At 69.5% G+C, this 16,105-nt stretch carries 18 protein-coding genes and 1 pseudogene; 2 read left to right on the forward strand and 17 right to left on the reverse strand.

The annotated features are described in order from the left end of the window. The 7 genes and pseudogenes from O3Q52_RS31345 to O3Q52_RS31375 all read right to left on the reverse strand — a co-directional run. Window positions 1-230 (reverse strand): annotated as a pseudogene (locus tag O3Q52_RS31345) (hypothetical protein); the annotation flags it as partial. 135 nt (window positions 231-365) lie between these two features. Further along, window positions 366-1,085 carry a lytic transglycosylase domain-containing protein gene (locus O3Q52_RS31350; protein WP_269652066.1) on the reverse strand — a complete coding sequence of 240 codons (720 nt, stop codon included), beginning with the start codon at window positions 1,083-1,085 and terminating at the stop codon, window positions 366-368. A 417-nt stretch (window positions 1,086-1,502) separates the two neighbouring features. Next, entirely contained in the window at window positions 1,503-2,828 is a 1,326-nt protein-coding gene (locus O3Q52_RS31355; RefSeq protein WP_055614475.1) for a PhoH family protein, read from the reverse strand. A gap of 321 nt (window positions 2,829-3,149) precedes the next feature. After that, complete coding sequence (locus tag O3Q52_RS31360; RefSeq protein WP_269652078.1) at window positions 3,150-3,923, reverse strand: isoprenyl transferase; 774 nt, start codon at window positions 3,921-3,923, stop codon at window positions 3,150-3,152. Window positions 3,924-4,698: 775 nt separating this feature from the next. Next, window positions 4,699-5,097, reverse strand: coding sequence for a helix-turn-helix domain-containing protein (locus tag O3Q52_RS31365; protein WP_269652067.1), 399 nt, complete (start codon window positions 5,095-5,097; stop codon window positions 4,699-4,701). Window positions 5,098-5,312: 215 nt separating this feature from the next. Further along, the gene (locus O3Q52_RS31370) at window positions 5,313-6,110 is read right to left on the reverse strand and encodes a class I SAM-dependent methyltransferase (protein ID WP_269652068.1); all 798 of its coding nucleotides are present in this window, start codon (window positions 6,108-6,110) and stop codon (window positions 5,313-5,315) included. Between the two features lie 84 nt (window positions 6,111-6,194). Further along, window positions 6,195-7,067 carry an LLM class flavin-dependent oxidoreductase gene (locus tag O3Q52_RS31375; protein ID WP_269652069.1) on the reverse strand — a complete coding sequence of 291 codons (873 nt, stop codon included), beginning with the start codon at window positions 7,065-7,067 and terminating at the stop codon, window positions 6,195-6,197. A 412-nt stretch (window positions 7,068-7,479) separates the two neighbouring features. Between O3Q52_RS31375 and O3Q52_RS31380 the strand changes: the two genes are divergently transcribed. Beyond that, window positions 7,480-8,307 (forward strand): hypothetical protein, encoded by an 828-nt coding sequence (locus O3Q52_RS31380; protein ID WP_269652070.1) that lies wholly within the window; start codon window positions 7,480-7,482, stop codon window positions 8,305-8,307. On the opposite strand, the gene O3Q52_RS31385 is transcribed toward O3Q52_RS31380, so the two are convergent. Then, on the reverse strand, window positions 8,276-8,467 hold the full coding sequence (locus O3Q52_RS31385) for a hypothetical protein (protein WP_266496702.1): 192 nt from the start codon (window positions 8,465-8,467) through the stop codon (window positions 8,276-8,278). The genes O3Q52_RS31380 and O3Q52_RS31385 overlap by 32 nt on opposite strands. 11 nt (window positions 8,468-8,478) lie before the next feature. After that, window positions 8,479-9,363 (reverse strand): helix-turn-helix transcriptional regulator, encoded by an 885-nt coding sequence (locus O3Q52_RS31390; RefSeq protein WP_332112965.1) that lies wholly within the window; start codon window positions 9,361-9,363, stop codon window positions 8,479-8,481. Window positions 9,364-9,620: 257 nt separating this feature from the next. Between O3Q52_RS31390 and O3Q52_RS31395 the strand changes: the two genes are divergently transcribed. Continuing rightward, window positions 9,621-10,112, forward strand: coding sequence for an ATP-binding protein (locus O3Q52_RS31395; RefSeq protein WP_269652071.1), 492 nt, complete (start codon window positions 9,621-9,623; stop codon window positions 10,110-10,112). Between the two features lie 52 nt (window positions 10,113-10,164). Here O3Q52_RS31395 and O3Q52_RS31400 read toward each other — a convergent pair whose 3' ends face one another. The 8 genes from O3Q52_RS31400 to O3Q52_RS31435 all read right to left on the reverse strand — a co-directional run. Further along, a complete protein-coding gene (locus tag O3Q52_RS31400; RefSeq protein ID WP_269652072.1) occupies window positions 10,165-10,788 on the reverse strand; it encodes an OmpA family protein in 624 nt (207 codons plus the stop codon). 2 nt (window positions 10,789-10,790) lie between these two features. Continuing rightward, entirely contained in the window at window positions 10,791-11,387 is a 597-nt protein-coding gene (locus O3Q52_RS31405; protein ID WP_269652073.1) for a hypothetical protein, read from the reverse strand. Window positions 11,388-11,402: 15 nt separating this feature from the next. Then, window positions 11,403-12,005, reverse strand: a complete 603-nt coding sequence (locus tag O3Q52_RS31410; RefSeq protein ID WP_269652080.1) for a pilus assembly protein TadG-related protein — start codon at window positions 12,003-12,005, stop codon at window positions 11,403-11,405. Next, a complete protein-coding gene (locus tag O3Q52_RS31415) occupies window positions 12,002-12,211 on the reverse strand; it encodes a hypothetical protein (RefSeq protein WP_269652081.1) in 210 nt (69 codons plus the stop codon). The genes O3Q52_RS31410 and O3Q52_RS31415 overlap by 4 nt, the downstream gene beginning before the upstream one ends. Before the next feature lie 135 nt (window positions 12,212-12,346). Beyond that, window positions 12,347-13,108: a response regulator transcription factor gene (locus O3Q52_RS31420; RefSeq protein ID WP_269652074.1), complete on the reverse strand. Its 762-nt coding sequence runs from the start codon at window positions 13,106-13,108 to the stop codon at window positions 12,347-12,349. Beyond that, complete coding sequence (locus O3Q52_RS31425) at window positions 13,101-14,492, reverse strand: sensor histidine kinase (RefSeq protein ID WP_269652075.1); 1,392 nt, start codon at window positions 14,490-14,492, stop codon at window positions 13,101-13,103. Before O3Q52_RS31425 ends, O3Q52_RS31420 begins: the two co-directional genes overlap by 8 nt. Window positions 14,493-14,565: 73 nt before the next feature. Further along, on the reverse strand, window positions 14,566-15,456 hold the full coding sequence (locus tag O3Q52_RS31430; RefSeq protein WP_269652076.1) for a DUF5936 domain-containing protein: 891 nt from the start codon (window positions 15,454-15,456) through the stop codon (window positions 14,566-14,568). Between the two features lie 16 nt (window positions 15,457-15,472). Further along, a partial coding sequence (locus O3Q52_RS31435; protein WP_269652077.1) for a type II secretion system F family protein occupies window positions 15,473-16,105 on the reverse strand: 633 nt, incomplete at its 5' end.

A 16,105-nucleotide genomic window follows, 5' to 3' on the forward strand; every position in this document is an offset into this window, starting at 1 on the left:
AGGGTGTCCGAGGGAGGGGAGGAGGGAGGGGGCGTGCCGGTCCCGGTGGAGGCGGCCCGGGCGTCGGAGCTGTTCTTGCCGTTCCGGTCGATGCCGTCGCTCCGGCCGAAGTCGCCGTCCCCGTCGAAGTCGTCGTCCTCCTCGGCCTGCGCGCGGCGCGCGTTCAGCCGGTCTCCCATTTCGGTGAGCCCGGCGCCGAGCCGGCCGAGCCACCCTGGCACTCGCGACATGATCCGTCCCTTTTCCCCGTTGTGCCCCACCACTCCCCCCTGGAGTCGTCGGCATCGACCGTACATGGCAGAAGCCCCTCACCGTAGGACGGTGAGGGGCTCTGAAAAGGTTGAGAGGACCGAGTGGCTGTCGGCTCAGTACCAGTTGTTGGCCTGCCAGAACGCCCAGGCGGCACAGGGGCTGCCGTAGCGGTCGGAGTTCATGTAGCTCAGGCCCCACTTGATCTGGGTGGCCGGGTTGGTCGCCCAGTCGGCACCGGCCGAGGACATCTTGGAACCCGGCAGCGCCTGCATGAGGCCGTAGGCGTCAGAGGTGGGGTTGTCCGCCCGGTAGTTCCAGCCGGACTCGCGTTCCACGATGTTGCTGAAGCACTGGAACTGGTCCGCCGGCATCATCTGGCGAGCCATCTCCTGGACTTCAGAGACGGAGTACGACGCCTGCGCGGGGAAGCTGGTCGAGTCACGCGTGGCGGAACGGCTGGCAACCTTCTCGGCTTCCTTCCGCTCCTTCGCCTCCTGCTCGGCCTTCTCCGCGGCCTTCTGCTTGGCGACGGCGTCCTTGGCGGCCTGCTTGCGCGCAGACTCCTCGGCGTCCTTCTTGGCGGTCGCGTCGGCCGCGATGGCCTGCGAGTCGGCCTGCTGAGTCAGGGATGCGGTCTGCACCTGCGCCTGCGCACCCGCGGGGATGTCCGCGAGAAGCGTCGCGCCTGCTGCCACTGCCTCCGCGTCGTCGCTCGAGGACGCGGTGTTGCCCGAGGCAACACCGGTGACAGCGCCGACAGCGGTGACCGCGGTGGCCGAGACCACTGCGAATCCCCGGACCGAAATCCGGCTCACACGGTTTCCTTCCAGCATCGCCCGCTACAGGTGACCCTCGCGGACGCAATCGTGCCCTTGACGCTGGCCTCCCAACTGCGGGGTCACGGGAGGCGCGGGCCCGATGGGCAACTCCCATGACGGGAGCGCCGCGTGGTGCTCGGGCGGCATACGACGGCTTTATGGAGTTCTGTTACTTCTGTGGTGCCGTACCGCTGGGGGCACAGATGTGTCGTATGCGGGGCCTGACAGGAGTGAGACTCTGCCGCACCCCGACACCGGAGGGCAATTCTGTGTCGGGTGTGAAAGCTCACACCTCGTTTGGCCCAGGAGTTTTTCGGAAACGAGCACACGCCAAGACGCCGCCCGGCTAGGCTCTTCAGCCTTTGCCGGACGGCGTCAATCACCGTGTAGCCACCACCCGTTGGACAGACCGGACGGGTGGGGCGACCTTGATCAGATGTGCCCGTCCTCCAGCATTTCGGTCACAAGCGCCGCAATCTGGGAGCGCTCGGACCTGGTGAGTGTGACGTGCGCGAAGAGCGGATGACCCTTCAGCTTCTCCACGACGGCCACGACACCGTCGTACCGGCCGACCCTGAGGTTGTCCCGCTGGGCCACGTCATGGGTCAGGATCACCCGTGAATTCGCGCCGATTCGGGACAGAACGGTCAACAGGACGTTCCGTTCCAGGGATTGGGCCTCGTCCACGATCACGAACGCGTCGTGGAGGGAGCGGCCGCGGATGTGCGTGAGCGGCAGGACCTCCAGCATTCCGCGTGCGGTGACCTCTTCGATGACTTCGCGGCTGGTGACCGCGGAGAGCGTGTCGAAGACCGCCTGCGCCCAGGGGCCCATCTTCTCGGACTCGGAGCCGGGCAGATAGCCGAGCTCCTGCCCGCCGACCGCGTAGAGCGGACGGAAGACCATCACCTTCTGGTGCTGGCGCCGCTCGAGCACGGCCTCCAGGCCCGCGCACAGGGCGAGCGCCGACTTTCCGGTGCCGGCCCGGCCGCCCATCGAGACGATCCCGACGTCCGGGTCGAGCAGCAGATCCAGCGCGATGCGCTGCTCCGCGCTGCGGCCCTTGATGCCGAAGGCCTCCCGATCACCCCGTACGAGCCGGACGTTGCCCTCGGACGTCACGCGTCCCAGGGCCTTGCCGCGCTCGGACTGGATCATCAGGCCCGTGTGGACCGGGAAGTCGGACGCCTCGGGGACGTACAGGGTCTCCTGGTCGAAGAGGAGGTCCACCTGCTCGCCGGAGAGCGTCAGTTCGGACATTCCGGTCCAGCCGGAGGAGCCCGTGATGGCGAGCTCCGCGCGGTACTCCTCGGCGAGAAGCCCGACCGAGGAGGCCTTGATCCTGAGCGGCAGGTCCTTCGACACGACTGTGACGTCGAACCCCTCGGCCTGCAGATTGCGGGCGACCGCGAGGATGCGGGAGTCGTTGTCCCCCAGGCGGTAGCCGCTGGGCAGCACGCTGGGGTCCGAGTGATTGAGCTCGACACGTACGGTCCCGCCCAGTTCCCCGGTGGGGATGGGGGCATCGAGACGGCCGTACTTCACCCGGTAGTCGTCGAGCAGGCGCAGGGCCTGCCGGGCGAAGTAGCCGAGTTCGGGATGGTGCCGCTTGGCCTCCAATTCCGTGACCACGACGATCGGAAGCACTACTTCGTGCTCGTCGAAGCGGTTCATGGCGTGCGGGTCGGCCAGCAGGACGCTGGTGTCGAGAACATAGGTGCGCCGGTCTGGCATACGGCGCTTTGTGCTGGTCACCACGGAAGGACGTACCCCCTCGGATGAGGTCGGGGAGCGACGGAGGAGAGCTGGACCGGTGTCCGGCCGCGATGCACGGGCCGACTACCGGCCCTCTCCGCTTCGTCCGTACTGACCGCACGGTCGGGCTGGTGCAAAGGGCCTCCCGGGCGGACGGCCCCGTGCCGTCCGCTGAGATACGACACCCGTGGTTCGGGTGTCGACCTGCAAGGCTTATGCCCTCGAACGCGCGATGCCATGCCAAGGGCGATGACGGCACGTTCGTTAACACCAGATGACGTACGTCCCTGATGGCGCCCCCTGCGAGCGGGGTCACCCGAAAGCTCAGCCGCCGTAGCGCCTGTGTCGCGCCGCGTAGTCGCGCATCGCGCGGAGGAAGTCGACCTTGCGGAAGGCCGGCCAGAAGACCTCACAGAAGTAGTACTCGGAGTGGGCCGTCTGCCAGAGCATGAACCCGGACAGCCGCTGCTCACCGCTCGTACGGATCACGAGGTCGGGGTCGGGCTGGGCGCTGGTGTAGAGGTGCTTGCCGATCATGTCGGTGTCGACCTGGTCGGCGAGCTCCTCCATCGAGGTGCCCTTCTCGGCATGGTCGAGGATCATCGAGCGCACGGCGTCGGCGATCTCCTGACGGCCGCCGTAGCCGATGGCGCAGTTCACGAGTATTCCGTCGACGTGCGCGGTGGACTCCTCGGCCTCCTTCAGGACGGTCTGCATCCGGGAGGGCAGGATGTCCGGCGTGCCGACGTGGTGCACACGCCAACGGCCGTCGGCGGCGAGCGAGCTCACGACGTTCTCGATGATGCCCAGCAGCGGTACGAGCTCTTCCTCCGGGCGGTCGAAGTTGTCCGTGGACAACAGCCAGAGGGTGACGACCTCGACGTCGGTCTCGGAGCACCAGCCGAGGAATTCCTCGATCTTGTCGGCCCCGGCCCGGTGTCCCTGGGCGGCGGTGCTGCCCGCCGCCTTCGCCCAGCGCCGGTTGCCGTCCATGATGACCCCGATGTGCTTGGGCACCCGGTCGTGGTCAAGGTGGCCTTCCACCCTGCGTGCATAGAACCTGACCAGCAAGCGGCGCAGGTTGTCGCGCAGGTTCACGTTCTCGTCAGCCCCTCCGTGCAGATAACGGTCCCCCGAGGGCGACACCCTACCGCTGCTGAAGCGCCGCTCCACCTTGGGGTGCAAGGCCTTCTGCCCTCCGGGCGGTACGGGGCGAGGGCGGGCCTGCGGGACGACGGCACCGACGCAAGCACCGACCCAGGCGCGGGCGACGGCACCTCAGGGGCGTACGCCGGGGCGGGCGAGCGCACAAAAAACGGGCCGGTCCGTGGGGGGGAGACGGACCGGCCCGAGGGGGGGTTTCCACCATAACCCTTCGTAAGTGATGCTGCATGCATCGGCGTGCCACAACTACTCTCCGGAGTCGCCCGGCAACGCCTGGGTGGGTGCGGAAGCGTTCATTCAAGGGCAGAACGTGGCCGAATCACAGCGGATTCCAAGGCGGCAGAGGCGAATCCGGAGGGAACCAGGGGGTTTCCGAGCGGTTCTGGGGCACTGGGCCATCCGCCTCGGACGTACGCCCCAAGGGTGAAGGGCCCAGGAACGTCCACTTGACGCCAAGGATGGTTTCGCGGCCGCGGCCGCTTCACGACTCCGTCCGCACCGGAACCCCGTACGGGACTCCCGAACGCGCCCCCCGGCGCTTTCGGCAGGGCACCGCGCGGCCCCCTCCTCCGCGCGGTACCGTCCCGCGCAGATTTGCTCACGCGAATTACCTTGCTTCGAATTTACGTGAGCCGGAGAGGTGCGACGGACCATCCGGGGTAACGATGTGGAAACTCTGTGAGCGTTTCCGGGATTTTCGTGAGGGCCTTCACCCGGACTGGGCGGCAACCGGCGACTCTTTGCTCATGCCTGGGTGTTTACGGGCGACAATTTCCTTCATGTGCAGATCACCCCATTCGCCCAGCGGCAGGAGTGCGGTGTTCAGCGCTTTGCCCAGCTCGGTGAGCGAGTACTCCACGCGGGGCGGCACCTCGCCGTACACCTCCCGGTGCACCACTCCGTCGGTCTCCAGTTCGCGCAGCTGTTGGCTCAGCACCTTCTCGCTGATTCCCGGGGAGTGCCCGCCCCCGATGTTCCGGCGCAGCTCCCCGAAGCGCAGGGTGCCGCCCACGTGCAGCTCCCAGAGGATCATCGGCTTCCACTTGCCGCCCACGACGTCCACGGCCGCGTCCAGGCCACAACTGTAGGGCCCCTTGCCCTTCGACATGGTCGACTCCTCCCAAGACCGGGGCAGCGGACAGCATCCGACCTCGTACGGGTCCGCCGTCGCCGCCATGACATCGAGGATCACATGGAGCGGGCCGGTGAAGTGCCGGAGAACGGGCCGGAGTTGGCGATCGTGAAGACGAGGGCGGGCCCCGCACGCGTAACCCGCGGACGTCAATTCCCCCAGCCCTCGGGGACTTGTTCGCGCCACGCGCTCTACGGCCGGCGGGCCTCGACGAGGTGGCGGGAGCTGTGGGCCACGAACGGGCCCTCGGCCACGATCCGCTCGTGCAGGTGCAGGAGCCGGGTCCGGTACTGGTCCACGGTGAAGCCCGGCACCATCCACACCACCTTCCGCAGGAAGTGCACGACCGCCCCGATGTCGTGGAACTCCATCCGCAGCCGCTCCGCGCGCAGATCCACGATCTCAAGACCGGCCGCCTCGGCTCCGGCGCGCTCACGGTCCGGATGGCGGGCGTTGCGGTTGGCCTCCGGCTGCGGGCCGAGAAAGTACTCGACGAGTTCGTACGCGCTGCTGGGGCCCACGTGCTGGGCGAAGTAGGTGCCGCCGGGCACGAGGACGCGGGCGATCTCCGTCCAGTGCGGGGTCACCGGGTGCCTGCTCACGACGAGGTCGAACGCCGCGTCGCCGAACGGCAGCGGGGCGTCCTCCGGCGAGGCGACGACCACCGCGCCGCGCGGGTGGAGCAGGGCGGTGGCCTTGGCGACGTTCGGCGGCCAGCCCTCGGTGGCGACGGTCAGCCGCGGCAACTCCCGCGCCGACGCCAGCACTTCCCCGCCACCGGTCTGGATGTCGAGCGCCGCCTCCGCCGTGGCCAGCCGTTCACCCATGGCCCGCGCATACCCCCAGGAGGGCCGCTCCTCGGTGGCCCGCCCCTCGAACCACGAGAAGTCCCAACCCTCGGTGGGAACGGCTTCACCTTCGGCGACGAGCTCTTCGAAGGCGGGGGTGGTGGAGGAGGAGGGGGAGGAGGAGGGGGTGGTCGGGCTCATCGGGCGATGGTGGCAGGCGGGCTCGCGTGCCGCGACCGAATTCCGGGCTGTACGTGCCGTGGTGCGTGCGGCGGCTCGGGCCCGCTACGGGACGAGGGGGCGTACGTCCTCGGCGGTGAAGCGTACGAAGCCCTCGGGGTCCGGTTCGTCGGCGGTCGGCTGGAGGATCACGGTGTCGGCGCCGGCGTCCGCGAGGCGGTGGACGGCCTTGGCGACGGCTTCCGCGTTCCCGGCGACTCCGAGGTCCGGGACGGATGCCACACCGTCGGCCTCCAGCTCGGCGCGGAGGCGGGCGGCTGCGTCCGGGCCGGTGGCGGTGAGGAGGTAGACGACGACCTCGTGCGGGCCGCTGCGGGAGCCCGACTGCCGCCCCTCGTCGATGAGTTGACGCGCCTTGCGTACGCCCTCCGGGGACGTACCGGAGGTGAGGATGGTGCCGTCCGCGAACTCGCCCGAGAGCCGGAGCGTACGCGGTCCTGTGGCTCCCGCGAGGATCTTCACCGGTGTCTGCGGGGGCCAGTCGAGGGCGACGTCGTCGAGCTTCACGTACCGGCCGTCCGTGGTCACGCGTTCGCTCCGCAGCAGCGCGCGCAACGCCACGAGGTACTCACGCAGCAGCGTCACGGGCGACTCGGCCCGCGCCCCGACCTGCCCCATCCAGTCCTGTACGCCGTGCCCGACGCCGACGATCGCCCGCCCCGGGAAGAGCCGATGCAGGGTGGCGGTCTCCATCGCCGTCACGGCGACGTTCCGCAACGGCACGGGCAGCAGCCCCACTCCCACCCGCAGCCGCTCCGTCCAGGCCAGCGCTGCCGCCGCCGCGGAGATCCCCCCTTCCAGAAAACAGTCCTCCCACAACCACAGCTCCTCCAGTCCCGCATCCTCCGCCGTACGGACCATCGCACGCAGACGTTCTGGGGGCAGCTGAGGCCGGAACACGGCACCGAGGGCAGTCATGCGCCTTTCCTACCCACCACTCACATGGCACACAACGCCCTCAGGCTCCGCAGATATCGGCGCGCCCCGGACAAGGGCGCGAGCAATTGGGCCCACCGTCCCAGGAGGGTCGTCTGCGTTTTCTCGTAACCCCAGGTCAGAGGCCCTCGCGTCGGTCGATGTCTGGGACTCGGAAGACATTCGCCTCCCCACTCCGCCGACTCGCTGGAGTTGTCCACAGGGCCGGCCTCGAGATGAGGGGATGCGGGAAGGTTGGGGGGTGCGGGAGTTGCGGGATGTGGCTGTGGGTGGGGTGTTGGTTACGGCGTGGGCTCTGGGCGAGGGGTGGTCTCGGTCCGGGCTCTATCGGTGTCTGAAGGAGGAGGGGTGGACGGCGCTCGGTGAGGGGGTCTGGGCCGAGCCGGGGGTGGGGGTGGATCTCCGGACGCGGCTCAGGGCCGTGCAGTTCGCCGCTCCGGGGTTCGTCGTCAGTCACCGGGCGGCAGCCTGGCTCTGGCGGATCGAACTGCTGCGGGTGGAGGCGGAGTTCACCGATCCCGAAGCGGTACGGAAGCGGAAGGGGGTGCGGGTGCACCGCAGTGCGCTGCACGCCGGTGACGTGGTCGAGCGGGACAGGTTGCGGATCACGAGCGTCGACCGCACGCTGGCCGACCTGTTGCTGTCGGGGCCGCGGGACGAAGCCTTGGTGGCCGTCGACTCCGCGCTCACCCGTCGTACGGTCGGGGTGGGCGACCGTGCGACGGGTGAGCGCGAGCGGCGGGTCCGGCGGGCGCCGCTCACCCGTCTCGACGCTGTCGCCACCGCACTCGGGCAGCGGAGGCGCGGTGCCGTCAGAGCCGTGGGGTGGCTGGCGCTCGCCGACCCGGCGTGCGGTTCGCCGGCCGAAACAGTGGCCCGGCTGCGGATGTACGACGCCGGCCTGCACCCCGAGACGCAGGCCGAGGTCGTCACCTTCACCGGACGCGTGCTGCGCCCCGACTTCCTGTTCCGGGCGCAGGGCGTCGCCGTCGAGATCGAGGGGTACGCCTATCACGGCAGCCGCGAGGACCACCGGCGTGACGTCGCCCGTTTCAACGACCTTCAGCAGTGCGCCGAGGTGCGGGTCGCGCTGCGGTTCACGGCGGAGCAGGTGTTCCACGCCCCCGGGGCGATGATCGCCACGATCCGGCGGGCGTTGGGGACGATGACAGGGGGTGGGGGTGCGGGGGTCACAGGAGGTGGTCCGCCTTGCCTGCCTTGATGTCCTGGATGAGGGTGCGGAGGGCATCGCGGGTGTCGGTGAGGTACGTGTCCTCGGCACCGGCGAGGGCGATGTAGGCGTTGCCGGAAGTGTCGGTGCCTATGCGGAAGCAGTTGGCGCCCTCTCCGCAGAAGGGGGGTTCCCAGGTGATGTCCGGCACGGCTGTGTCTCCTAGAGGTCGGCTGCGAGTTCCTGGATGAAATCGCGTGACGCGTCGGGGGTAAGAGCCACGGCTTCCGCCGCGTCGAGCTGGGCCCGGTACTTGTGGAGCTGCATCTCGGTGTCGATGAACTCCGGTCCGTGCGTGCTGTCGAGTTCCACGGTGTCGAGGGCGGGGACGGAGGATTCCGCGTACACGACCGACTGTCCGGCTCCCGGAAAGCCGCCTGCCTTGAAGGGGATGACCCGCACGGTGGTGTGGTCTCGCTCCGACAGGTGCAGGATGTGCGCCAGTTGTCGCCGCGCCACGGCTGTGCCACCGAACTCCATGCGTAGGGCCGCCTCATGGACGATGACGTCGAGGACGGGCGGTTCGGGTCGGTCGAGCACCTGCTGCCGGTCCATGCGGTGCGCCAGGCGTACGGCGACGTCGGCGGCAGGCAGGCGGGGGATCACCGCCTCGAAGACCGCGCGGGCGTGGTCCTCGGTCTGAAGCAGTCCCGGCAGGTGCACGGTCAGCGCGATGCGGAGGCGCTTGGCGCGCCACTCCATCTCGGCGATGTCCACGATGCTCGCCGGGAGTTGACCCCGGTACGTCTCCCACCAGCCTTTGTCGCGCTCGGCGGCCATGTCGGCCAACGCCTCGACCAGCGACTCGTCCGCGCAGCCGTAGTTGGCCGCGAGGGTACGTACGCGTTCAGGGCTGATGCCGGACCGGCCGGACTCCATGTTCGGCACGTTCGTGCGCGGAACGCCGAGCAGCCCTGCGGCGTACTCCGTCGTCATGCCTGCGGCAGCACGCAGTTTGCGCAGCTCCGCACCGAGCCGTCGCTGCCGCTCGGTCGGTGTGCTCCTCGGCGGCATGCGCCCCTCCAGTTCGGCCCCGTGACAGGGCAAGTCTGCCTCCGTGCGAGCAGGCGGGTCCACCACGAGCGGAGTGAATCCCAGCCGATAGGTAGTACACGTACTCCAAGATGCTCTACGTTGAGTAACGCACACGCTACACACGGCAGTTGGCAGTGCATCGCGCGAGCATGCCCCGGTACTCCTTCCCTGGGAGGGGCGGGCCCGCGTCAGGGAGACGAGCCACTGGCCGCCGTGATCGTCGCGTCACCGGACCCGACGTACCTCAACTCACCGCACGGGAGTTCCGCATGCCAATTTCCCTCTGCACCGTCCAGGGCGACCACTCCGCCCCCGCGCCCGAATCCCTCGCGTACAGCCTCACCCTGCCCGCAGCACTCAGATCGCCGGCGATCGCCCGGGCAGCGACCCGTACCGTACTGGTCGCGCACGGGCTCGGTGCGCTGGTCGACCCCGCCGAGCAGGCGGTGGGCGAACTGGTCGCCGTCGCCTGTCGGTTCACGCCCGCGGCCAAGGTCTACCTCTCCCTCCGCCATCGGGACCGGGCCCTGCGCGTCATCGTCTACGACGGGCACCCGCGCCACACCAACCTCCGCCTCGCCGCCGCCTGCGACACCCGCCGGCGAGCGTCGTTGCGCCTGCTCGGCTGTGTCGTACGCGCCTGCGAGGGCGACTGGGGATTCGGTGAGGCACGGGAACCGGGAGGGGGTACGCGGATGTGGGCGGTACTGCCGTGCGGCGGGACCTCGGCATGGTGGCACCAGGCCTCGGAACCGGGCTGACCACGTGCTGCAAGCAGCCGGCGGGGAGAGTCCTGGAAACCGGTGACGGGGACTAACTGCCCTTCGGGAAGGTGACCTCCACGCGGCGGTTCTTTCGGCGGCCCTGTTCCGAGGTGTTGTCGGCGATCGGGTAGTCCTCGCTGTAGCCGCGTACCGCGAAGGTGACGTTCGTGCCGCCGAGGGCGGCGGCGAGTTCCTCGTGGACGACCTCGGCGCGGTTCTTGGAGAGGGTCAGACCGTGGGCGTACGAGCCGAGGTTGTCGGTGAAGCCGAAGACGCGGACGTTCGTGGCGTTCTGGGCCTTGATCTCGTCCGCGATCGCCTTGATGCGGGAACGTGCCTCGGGATTGAGCTTCGAGCTGTTCTTCGGGAAGAGGACCTCCGCCTGGAGCGCGAACGTCACGTCCTCGTTGGTGTCCACGCGGCGTTCCTCGCCGCCGAGGTCCTCGACGACCGACTTGATGTCCAGCACCCGCGCGGGCGCGAGCGTGGCGCCGTCGGCGAGCTTCAGCCCCGGGCTGTTCGCGTCCACTTCGGGGGGTGGGGAACTGCTCACACTGCCCGGCGGGGCACTCGGGACCTCGTCGTCCGCCTGGGCCGGGGCGAGCGGCGTCAGGAAGACGAGCGTGGTGAGGGCGGTGAAGGTGATCGCGGTGGTGCGGAGGGTGAGGGACATGGTCACTCGCCCTCGGAGAGCTCGACGGCGGCGGGGGGCATGGAGCCGACCTGGAAGGAGACCTTGGTGGTGTCCTCGGGCGGGGCGGGGAACTGGGCGTACCAGTCCGCGGTGTCACCCGACAGCACACCCCCGGTGAACCGGGTGCACAGGCAGCGCCCTTCCGTGTCGCGCAGGACGAGGTACTTCTTCTTGCCCGTCTGGTCGACCAGGCTCGCGCCGGCGATCGACCCGCCGTTCTTGGCCAGTTCACTCTCGTCGCCCCGCCAGTCGGCGGCGACCCAGGGCTTGCCGCTGCCGTTCGTCACCGTTCCCTCGACGGTGACGAAGCCGCCGTCGTCGCGGACGGCCGACGTGACGGCCAGGGTCAGACCGCCTGCCTTGACCTCCGCCAGCGTCTCCTTGGCGGGAGGGGCCTGGGATTCCTGCTTGTCGTCGTCCCCGTCGTCGTTCTTGGCGGGCGACGAGGACGACGTCTTCTTGTCCGAACCGCTGTCGTCTCCCCCGCCGCCGCAGCCGGCCACCGTGAGGACCAGCCCAGTCGTGATCGCCACCGCGGTCAGTACCGTGCGGCCCTTCTTGGTGCGCCGAACGTTCATCGGTACGACTTCCTTTCACTCGGCCAGATGCACAGAGAACAGCACGGACGCGTCGGGAAGGTCGTCCAAATCGAAATCTTCGGGGTCGATGTTCACCAATTCGCCGTCGCAGTCGAGTTCGACGACGTCCTTGGGGGCTTCGGGTACGTCGAAGTCGCAGCGGGGCTCGATGACGGCCACGGCATCGGCCGTCGCCTGCATGTTCTCCGTGCCCGGGATGAGGGAGTCTCCGACGGTGTAGTTCGTCTGGATCTCCACCTCGTAGCCGAGGTAGTCGGCCACGGTCGTGCCTGCGAACCCCGTGACGGACGCGTCGTTCGCCGCGGCCAACTCGTCGGCCGCGGCGGCGGCTTCGCCGCCTTCGAGGTTTTCGGGATCGAGCCAGTCCCACCAGTCGGCCCCGCCGACGGCGTCTCCCAGACCTTCCACCAGCTCGTCCCGGGCGCTCTGTGCGGCAGCCAACGCAGCGGCGTCCGCCGCGGACTGAGCTCCGTTACGGGCGGACGCCGCTTGGGCGAATGCGAAGAACGCGAACGCGGCGAAGAGCAGAATCCCCGTCAGCCAGATGGAGATGGGGAGAGTCGATCCTCGGTCGCCGCGCAGACGTGCGGGAATCAGCCTCCGACGACGCTGGTGACCGCTGCGAGGATCGCACCCGAGATCAGGCCGTCGAGCCCCAGCCCGTCGATCAGCGTGAAGATTCCCGCGATCAGGATCATCAGGCCCGCGTACTCCACGAATCCCGCTCCCGCGTCCCGGTCCCGTCCTCGCATTCGGGAGGCCACGGTGCGGACCCACCCTCGAACCGCTTGCTTCGTCTCCATGGACGTCTCCGGCTGCAGGCTCTTGGTCACAGTGATCCCTTCCCTCCCACCCAAAACCACTACCTTCCCGCGCACCGTACGTGAGAACACGCCTACTCCGGGTGGGTCCAGGGACCCAACTTCCCGAGTTCGGAGTCACCGGTTCCACCCCCCGTGGGCCGTGCCCAGCCAGTGGGCGATCGCTTCGCTGCGCGTTGAACTGTGCAGCTTTGCGAAGATGCGATTGATGTGGTTCTTTACTGTCTTCTCGCTGATGAAACACGTGGCGGCGATCTGCCGGTTGTTCATGCCGGCCGCGATGAGATCCATGACCTCCACCTCCCGTGAACTCAGCCCGAACTCCAGTGGGTTACGGCCGCGACGGTGGAGTGCCGCCGCGGAGGCGGGTCGAGCCTTCGACGACTGTGCCACAACCGATTGCAGATGCGAAGAGATTTCGTTCGGTTCGTACGAAACACCGAGCGAATCCGACACGGCGGCAGCCTCGGCGGCGGAGGCCGTGAAGGTGGCCCTTCCGTCACTCAAGTCGCGGACGGCGGTGATGAGTTCGTCCGCCGTGAACTCGCCGTGCACGAGGTAACCGACGGCTCCCAGGCTCAACGCCTGTGCCACCACCTCGGGTTCACGGCTGTACGTCAGCATCATCACGGGAGCCAGCACGGCCAGCGAGGGCAGCGCCGTGAGGCCGTCCGTGCCCGGCATGCGGACGTCAAGGAGGATCACGTCGGGGCGGTGGCGGGTCGCGGCCGTGAGCGCCTCCGCACCGTTCGACGCCCGGGCCGTGACCCGGATGTCGGGGTGGGCGTCGAGCAGGGCCGCCAGGCCCGCCCGGACGACGGGGTTGTCGTCGACCACGAGCACTCGTAGGGGCGGGCCGGGAAGTGCCTGGTCAGGCATGTGCGGCCTCCTCTTGAGGAGTGTGTGAGGGGGATACCGGCAGGGCGGCGGCCAGCGGAAGGTCGACCTTGACCTCCGTGCCGCCCTGCTCGGCTCGGTGCAGCCGGAGGCCCGCGCCCATCGAGGCCGCGCGCTCCAGCATGCCCAGCAGGCCGAAGTGGCCGGATTTCGCCAGGTGTTGTACGTCATCGAGGGATACGGACGTGCCTGTTCCGTCGTCCCGCACGGTCAGGTGGAGGGAGGACGGCGAGGCGTCGAGGGTCACGTCCACCCGGGTCGCGTCGGTCGCGTGGCGGTGCGTGTTCTCCAGCGCCTCCGAGAGAATCGCCAGGAGGTGGCGGGACGCCTCGGGCGGGAGTACGAGCGTGGGGGGCGCCAGGTAGTCGACGCTCGCCGTGATGCCCGTACGGCCGGTGAAGTCCGCCGCCCTCGTCGTCAGTTCCGTCCTGAGGTCCATGGGCGGGGTCGACATCGCGGTGTGGTGGCGGAGGTCCGTCAGGAGGTCGCGGGACTCCGCCGCCGCGCGACGGGCCGCGCCCGCCACCGCCGTGGCCTGGGACTTGAGGGCGCGGGGGTCCGTGTCGTGGTCGGCGGCGACCGCGAGGGCCTCGGCGGCCAGGGCCAGGCCGTGCAGGGTCTTCGCCACGGAGTCGTGCATCTCCCGGGCCAGGCGGGCCCGTTCGGACTCGACTGCCTCCGCGACGGCCAGCCGGGAGTTGGCCTCGGCGAGGGCCTGGCTGGCCGTGCCGAAGCGGAACATCAGGTTGCGGAGGGTGACCCCGACGATGCCTGCCGCGATGCAGAAGCCGGCGACCAGGAGGGTGCTGGCGCCGGCGCCCGGACGGTGTTCCCAGGCTCTGAACACCGTGAGCAGCACGACGAGTTGGAGCCCCGTGAAGACTCCGGAGCCGCGCCAGCCGTACAGCAGGCCCGCCAGGAGCGGGGTGCAGACGGCCGCGTACGCGAGGGGGGAGGCGGGGGACGCGGTCAGCAGGAGTATCGCGCCGAAGACCAGGTCCACCGCCATGAGGGTGGGGTGGGCGAGGAGGCGGGGGGCGAAGCGGTCCCAGTCCCGGAGCATGGCGTACGAGCCCATGACGCCGAGGACCGCCGCGGCGAGGACGCCGTAGCGGGGCGGGCCGTCGGTCGCGTTGGCCGTCGCGAAGGGGGCGCCGATCGCGATCAGGGTGAGCCTGACCGCGAACGCCTGGCGGCAGAGGGCCTGGAGGGCGTTGAGCTGGAGGCGGACGCTGCCGGGCGCTGCCGCGTCGTCTGCGAAGTAGCCTGTGGCCCACTTGGCGGAGCCGCCTGGCGGGAGGGTTGTTCGTTGGCTGCGGGCCGGTTGTGGCTGGGCGCGCCCACGCGGCGGAGCCGCAGATGTCACAGCCCCGCGCCCCTGAAGGCAGCGCCCCTGACGGGGCGCTTGCCCGAGCGCGCGCTTCCAAGTCCCCGCCATCTCAGCGCCCCAGGATCGAGCCGAAGTTCGAGCCGGAGCCCAGGAACATGCCTGTGGCGATGAGGATCATCGTGGCGGGGAGCATGAAGACCAGGGTGACCATGGTGGCCTTGGGGATCGTCTTGGCGGCTCGGCGGCGGGAGTTCTGGGCGTCGGTGCGGCGCATGTCCGTGGCGAGCTGGATGAGGGTGTCCGCGATCGGGGAGCCCAGTTCCTCGCCCTGCTGGAGCGCCGAGACGAACTGGGCGACCTGCTCGGAGGAGTTGCGCCTGCGCAGCTCGTCGAAGGCCTGGCGGCGGCTGACGCCCATGTCCATCTGGCGCAGGGTGATGCGCAGTTCGTCCGCCCACGGGCCCTCGTAGTGGTCCGCGACGCGGTCCAGGGCCTGGCGGAAGCCGAGGCCCGCGGACACCACGACCGCCAGTACGTCCAGGAAGTCCGGGAGGGTGCGGTCGATGACCTCCTTGCGTTCGCGGACGGCCTGCCAGATGAGGGCGTCGGCGGCGAGCAGGCCGAAGGCGAGGGCCATCAGGGCGAACAGGAGCTGCCCGTTGGTGAGGAAGATCAGGAAGAGCAGGACGCCGAAGACCCCGTACACCGCCCGGCGGGCCGCGTAGCGGTTCAGGGTCAGGCCGCCGGGGTTGCCCGCCATGTCGATGCGGCGGCGTTTGGCGTCGACGCGGCGGGGGCCCATCAGCCGCAGGACGAGCGGGGCGAACCGCATGCCGAGGCGGTCGACGGCCGAGTCGGACTTCGAGACGCGGGTGGCGCCGACCTCCAGGGCGAGCGCCATGTCGCCGGGGAGCTTGGCCTCCGCGCGGTACATACGGATGCCCAGGAGCATGCCCCCGACGGCGAGGCCGGTCAGTGCGGCAAGGAGCAAGGCCAGCAACGTAATCCCCTCCTCCTCATACTTCGATCCTGCCGAGGCGGCGGATGACGAAGAAGCCGATGGTGTAGAGGCCCATGGCGATGAGCACCAGGGTCTGGCCGAGGGGGGAGCCGGTCACCCTGGCCAGGGCGCCCTCGTTCGAGGAGTTGATGAGGAGCAGGGAGCCGACGCCGAGGAGGGGGACCGTGAAGGCGGTCGCGTTGACCTCGGAGAGCATGGTGCGGACCTCGCGGCGGGTCTCCTTGCGGTCCTCCAGGGTCTGGGTGAGGTTCCGCAGGGAGTTGACGACCGAGCCGCCCGCCTTGTTGGACAGGACGAGGGTCGTGACGAGGACGACCAGTTCACGGGACGGGAGGCGTTCGGCCAGTTCGCCGAGGGCGTCGTCGACCGAGCGCCCCATGGTCAACTGGTCGGCCACCCGGGCCAGTTCCTCGCCCGCCGGGGCCTCCAGCTCCTCCGCCGCCATCGCCAGGGCCGTGCGCAGGGCGAGGCCGGCCGCCGCCGCGTTGGCCAGCAGGCGGGCCACGTCGGGGAGTTGGTTGATGAAGGCCTCGATGCGCTTCTGGCGCTGCCAGTTGAGGAAGATCGCCGCGCTCCAGACGCCCGCCAGACCCGCGATGGGGCCGAAGAACGGGGCCAGGGCGGCGGC

Source organism: Streptomyces sp. ActVer (assembly GCF_027270795.1).
GTDB classification, from domain to species: Bacteria; Actinomycetota; Actinomycetes; order Streptomycetales; family Streptomycetaceae; genus Streptomyces; species Streptomyces umbrinus_A.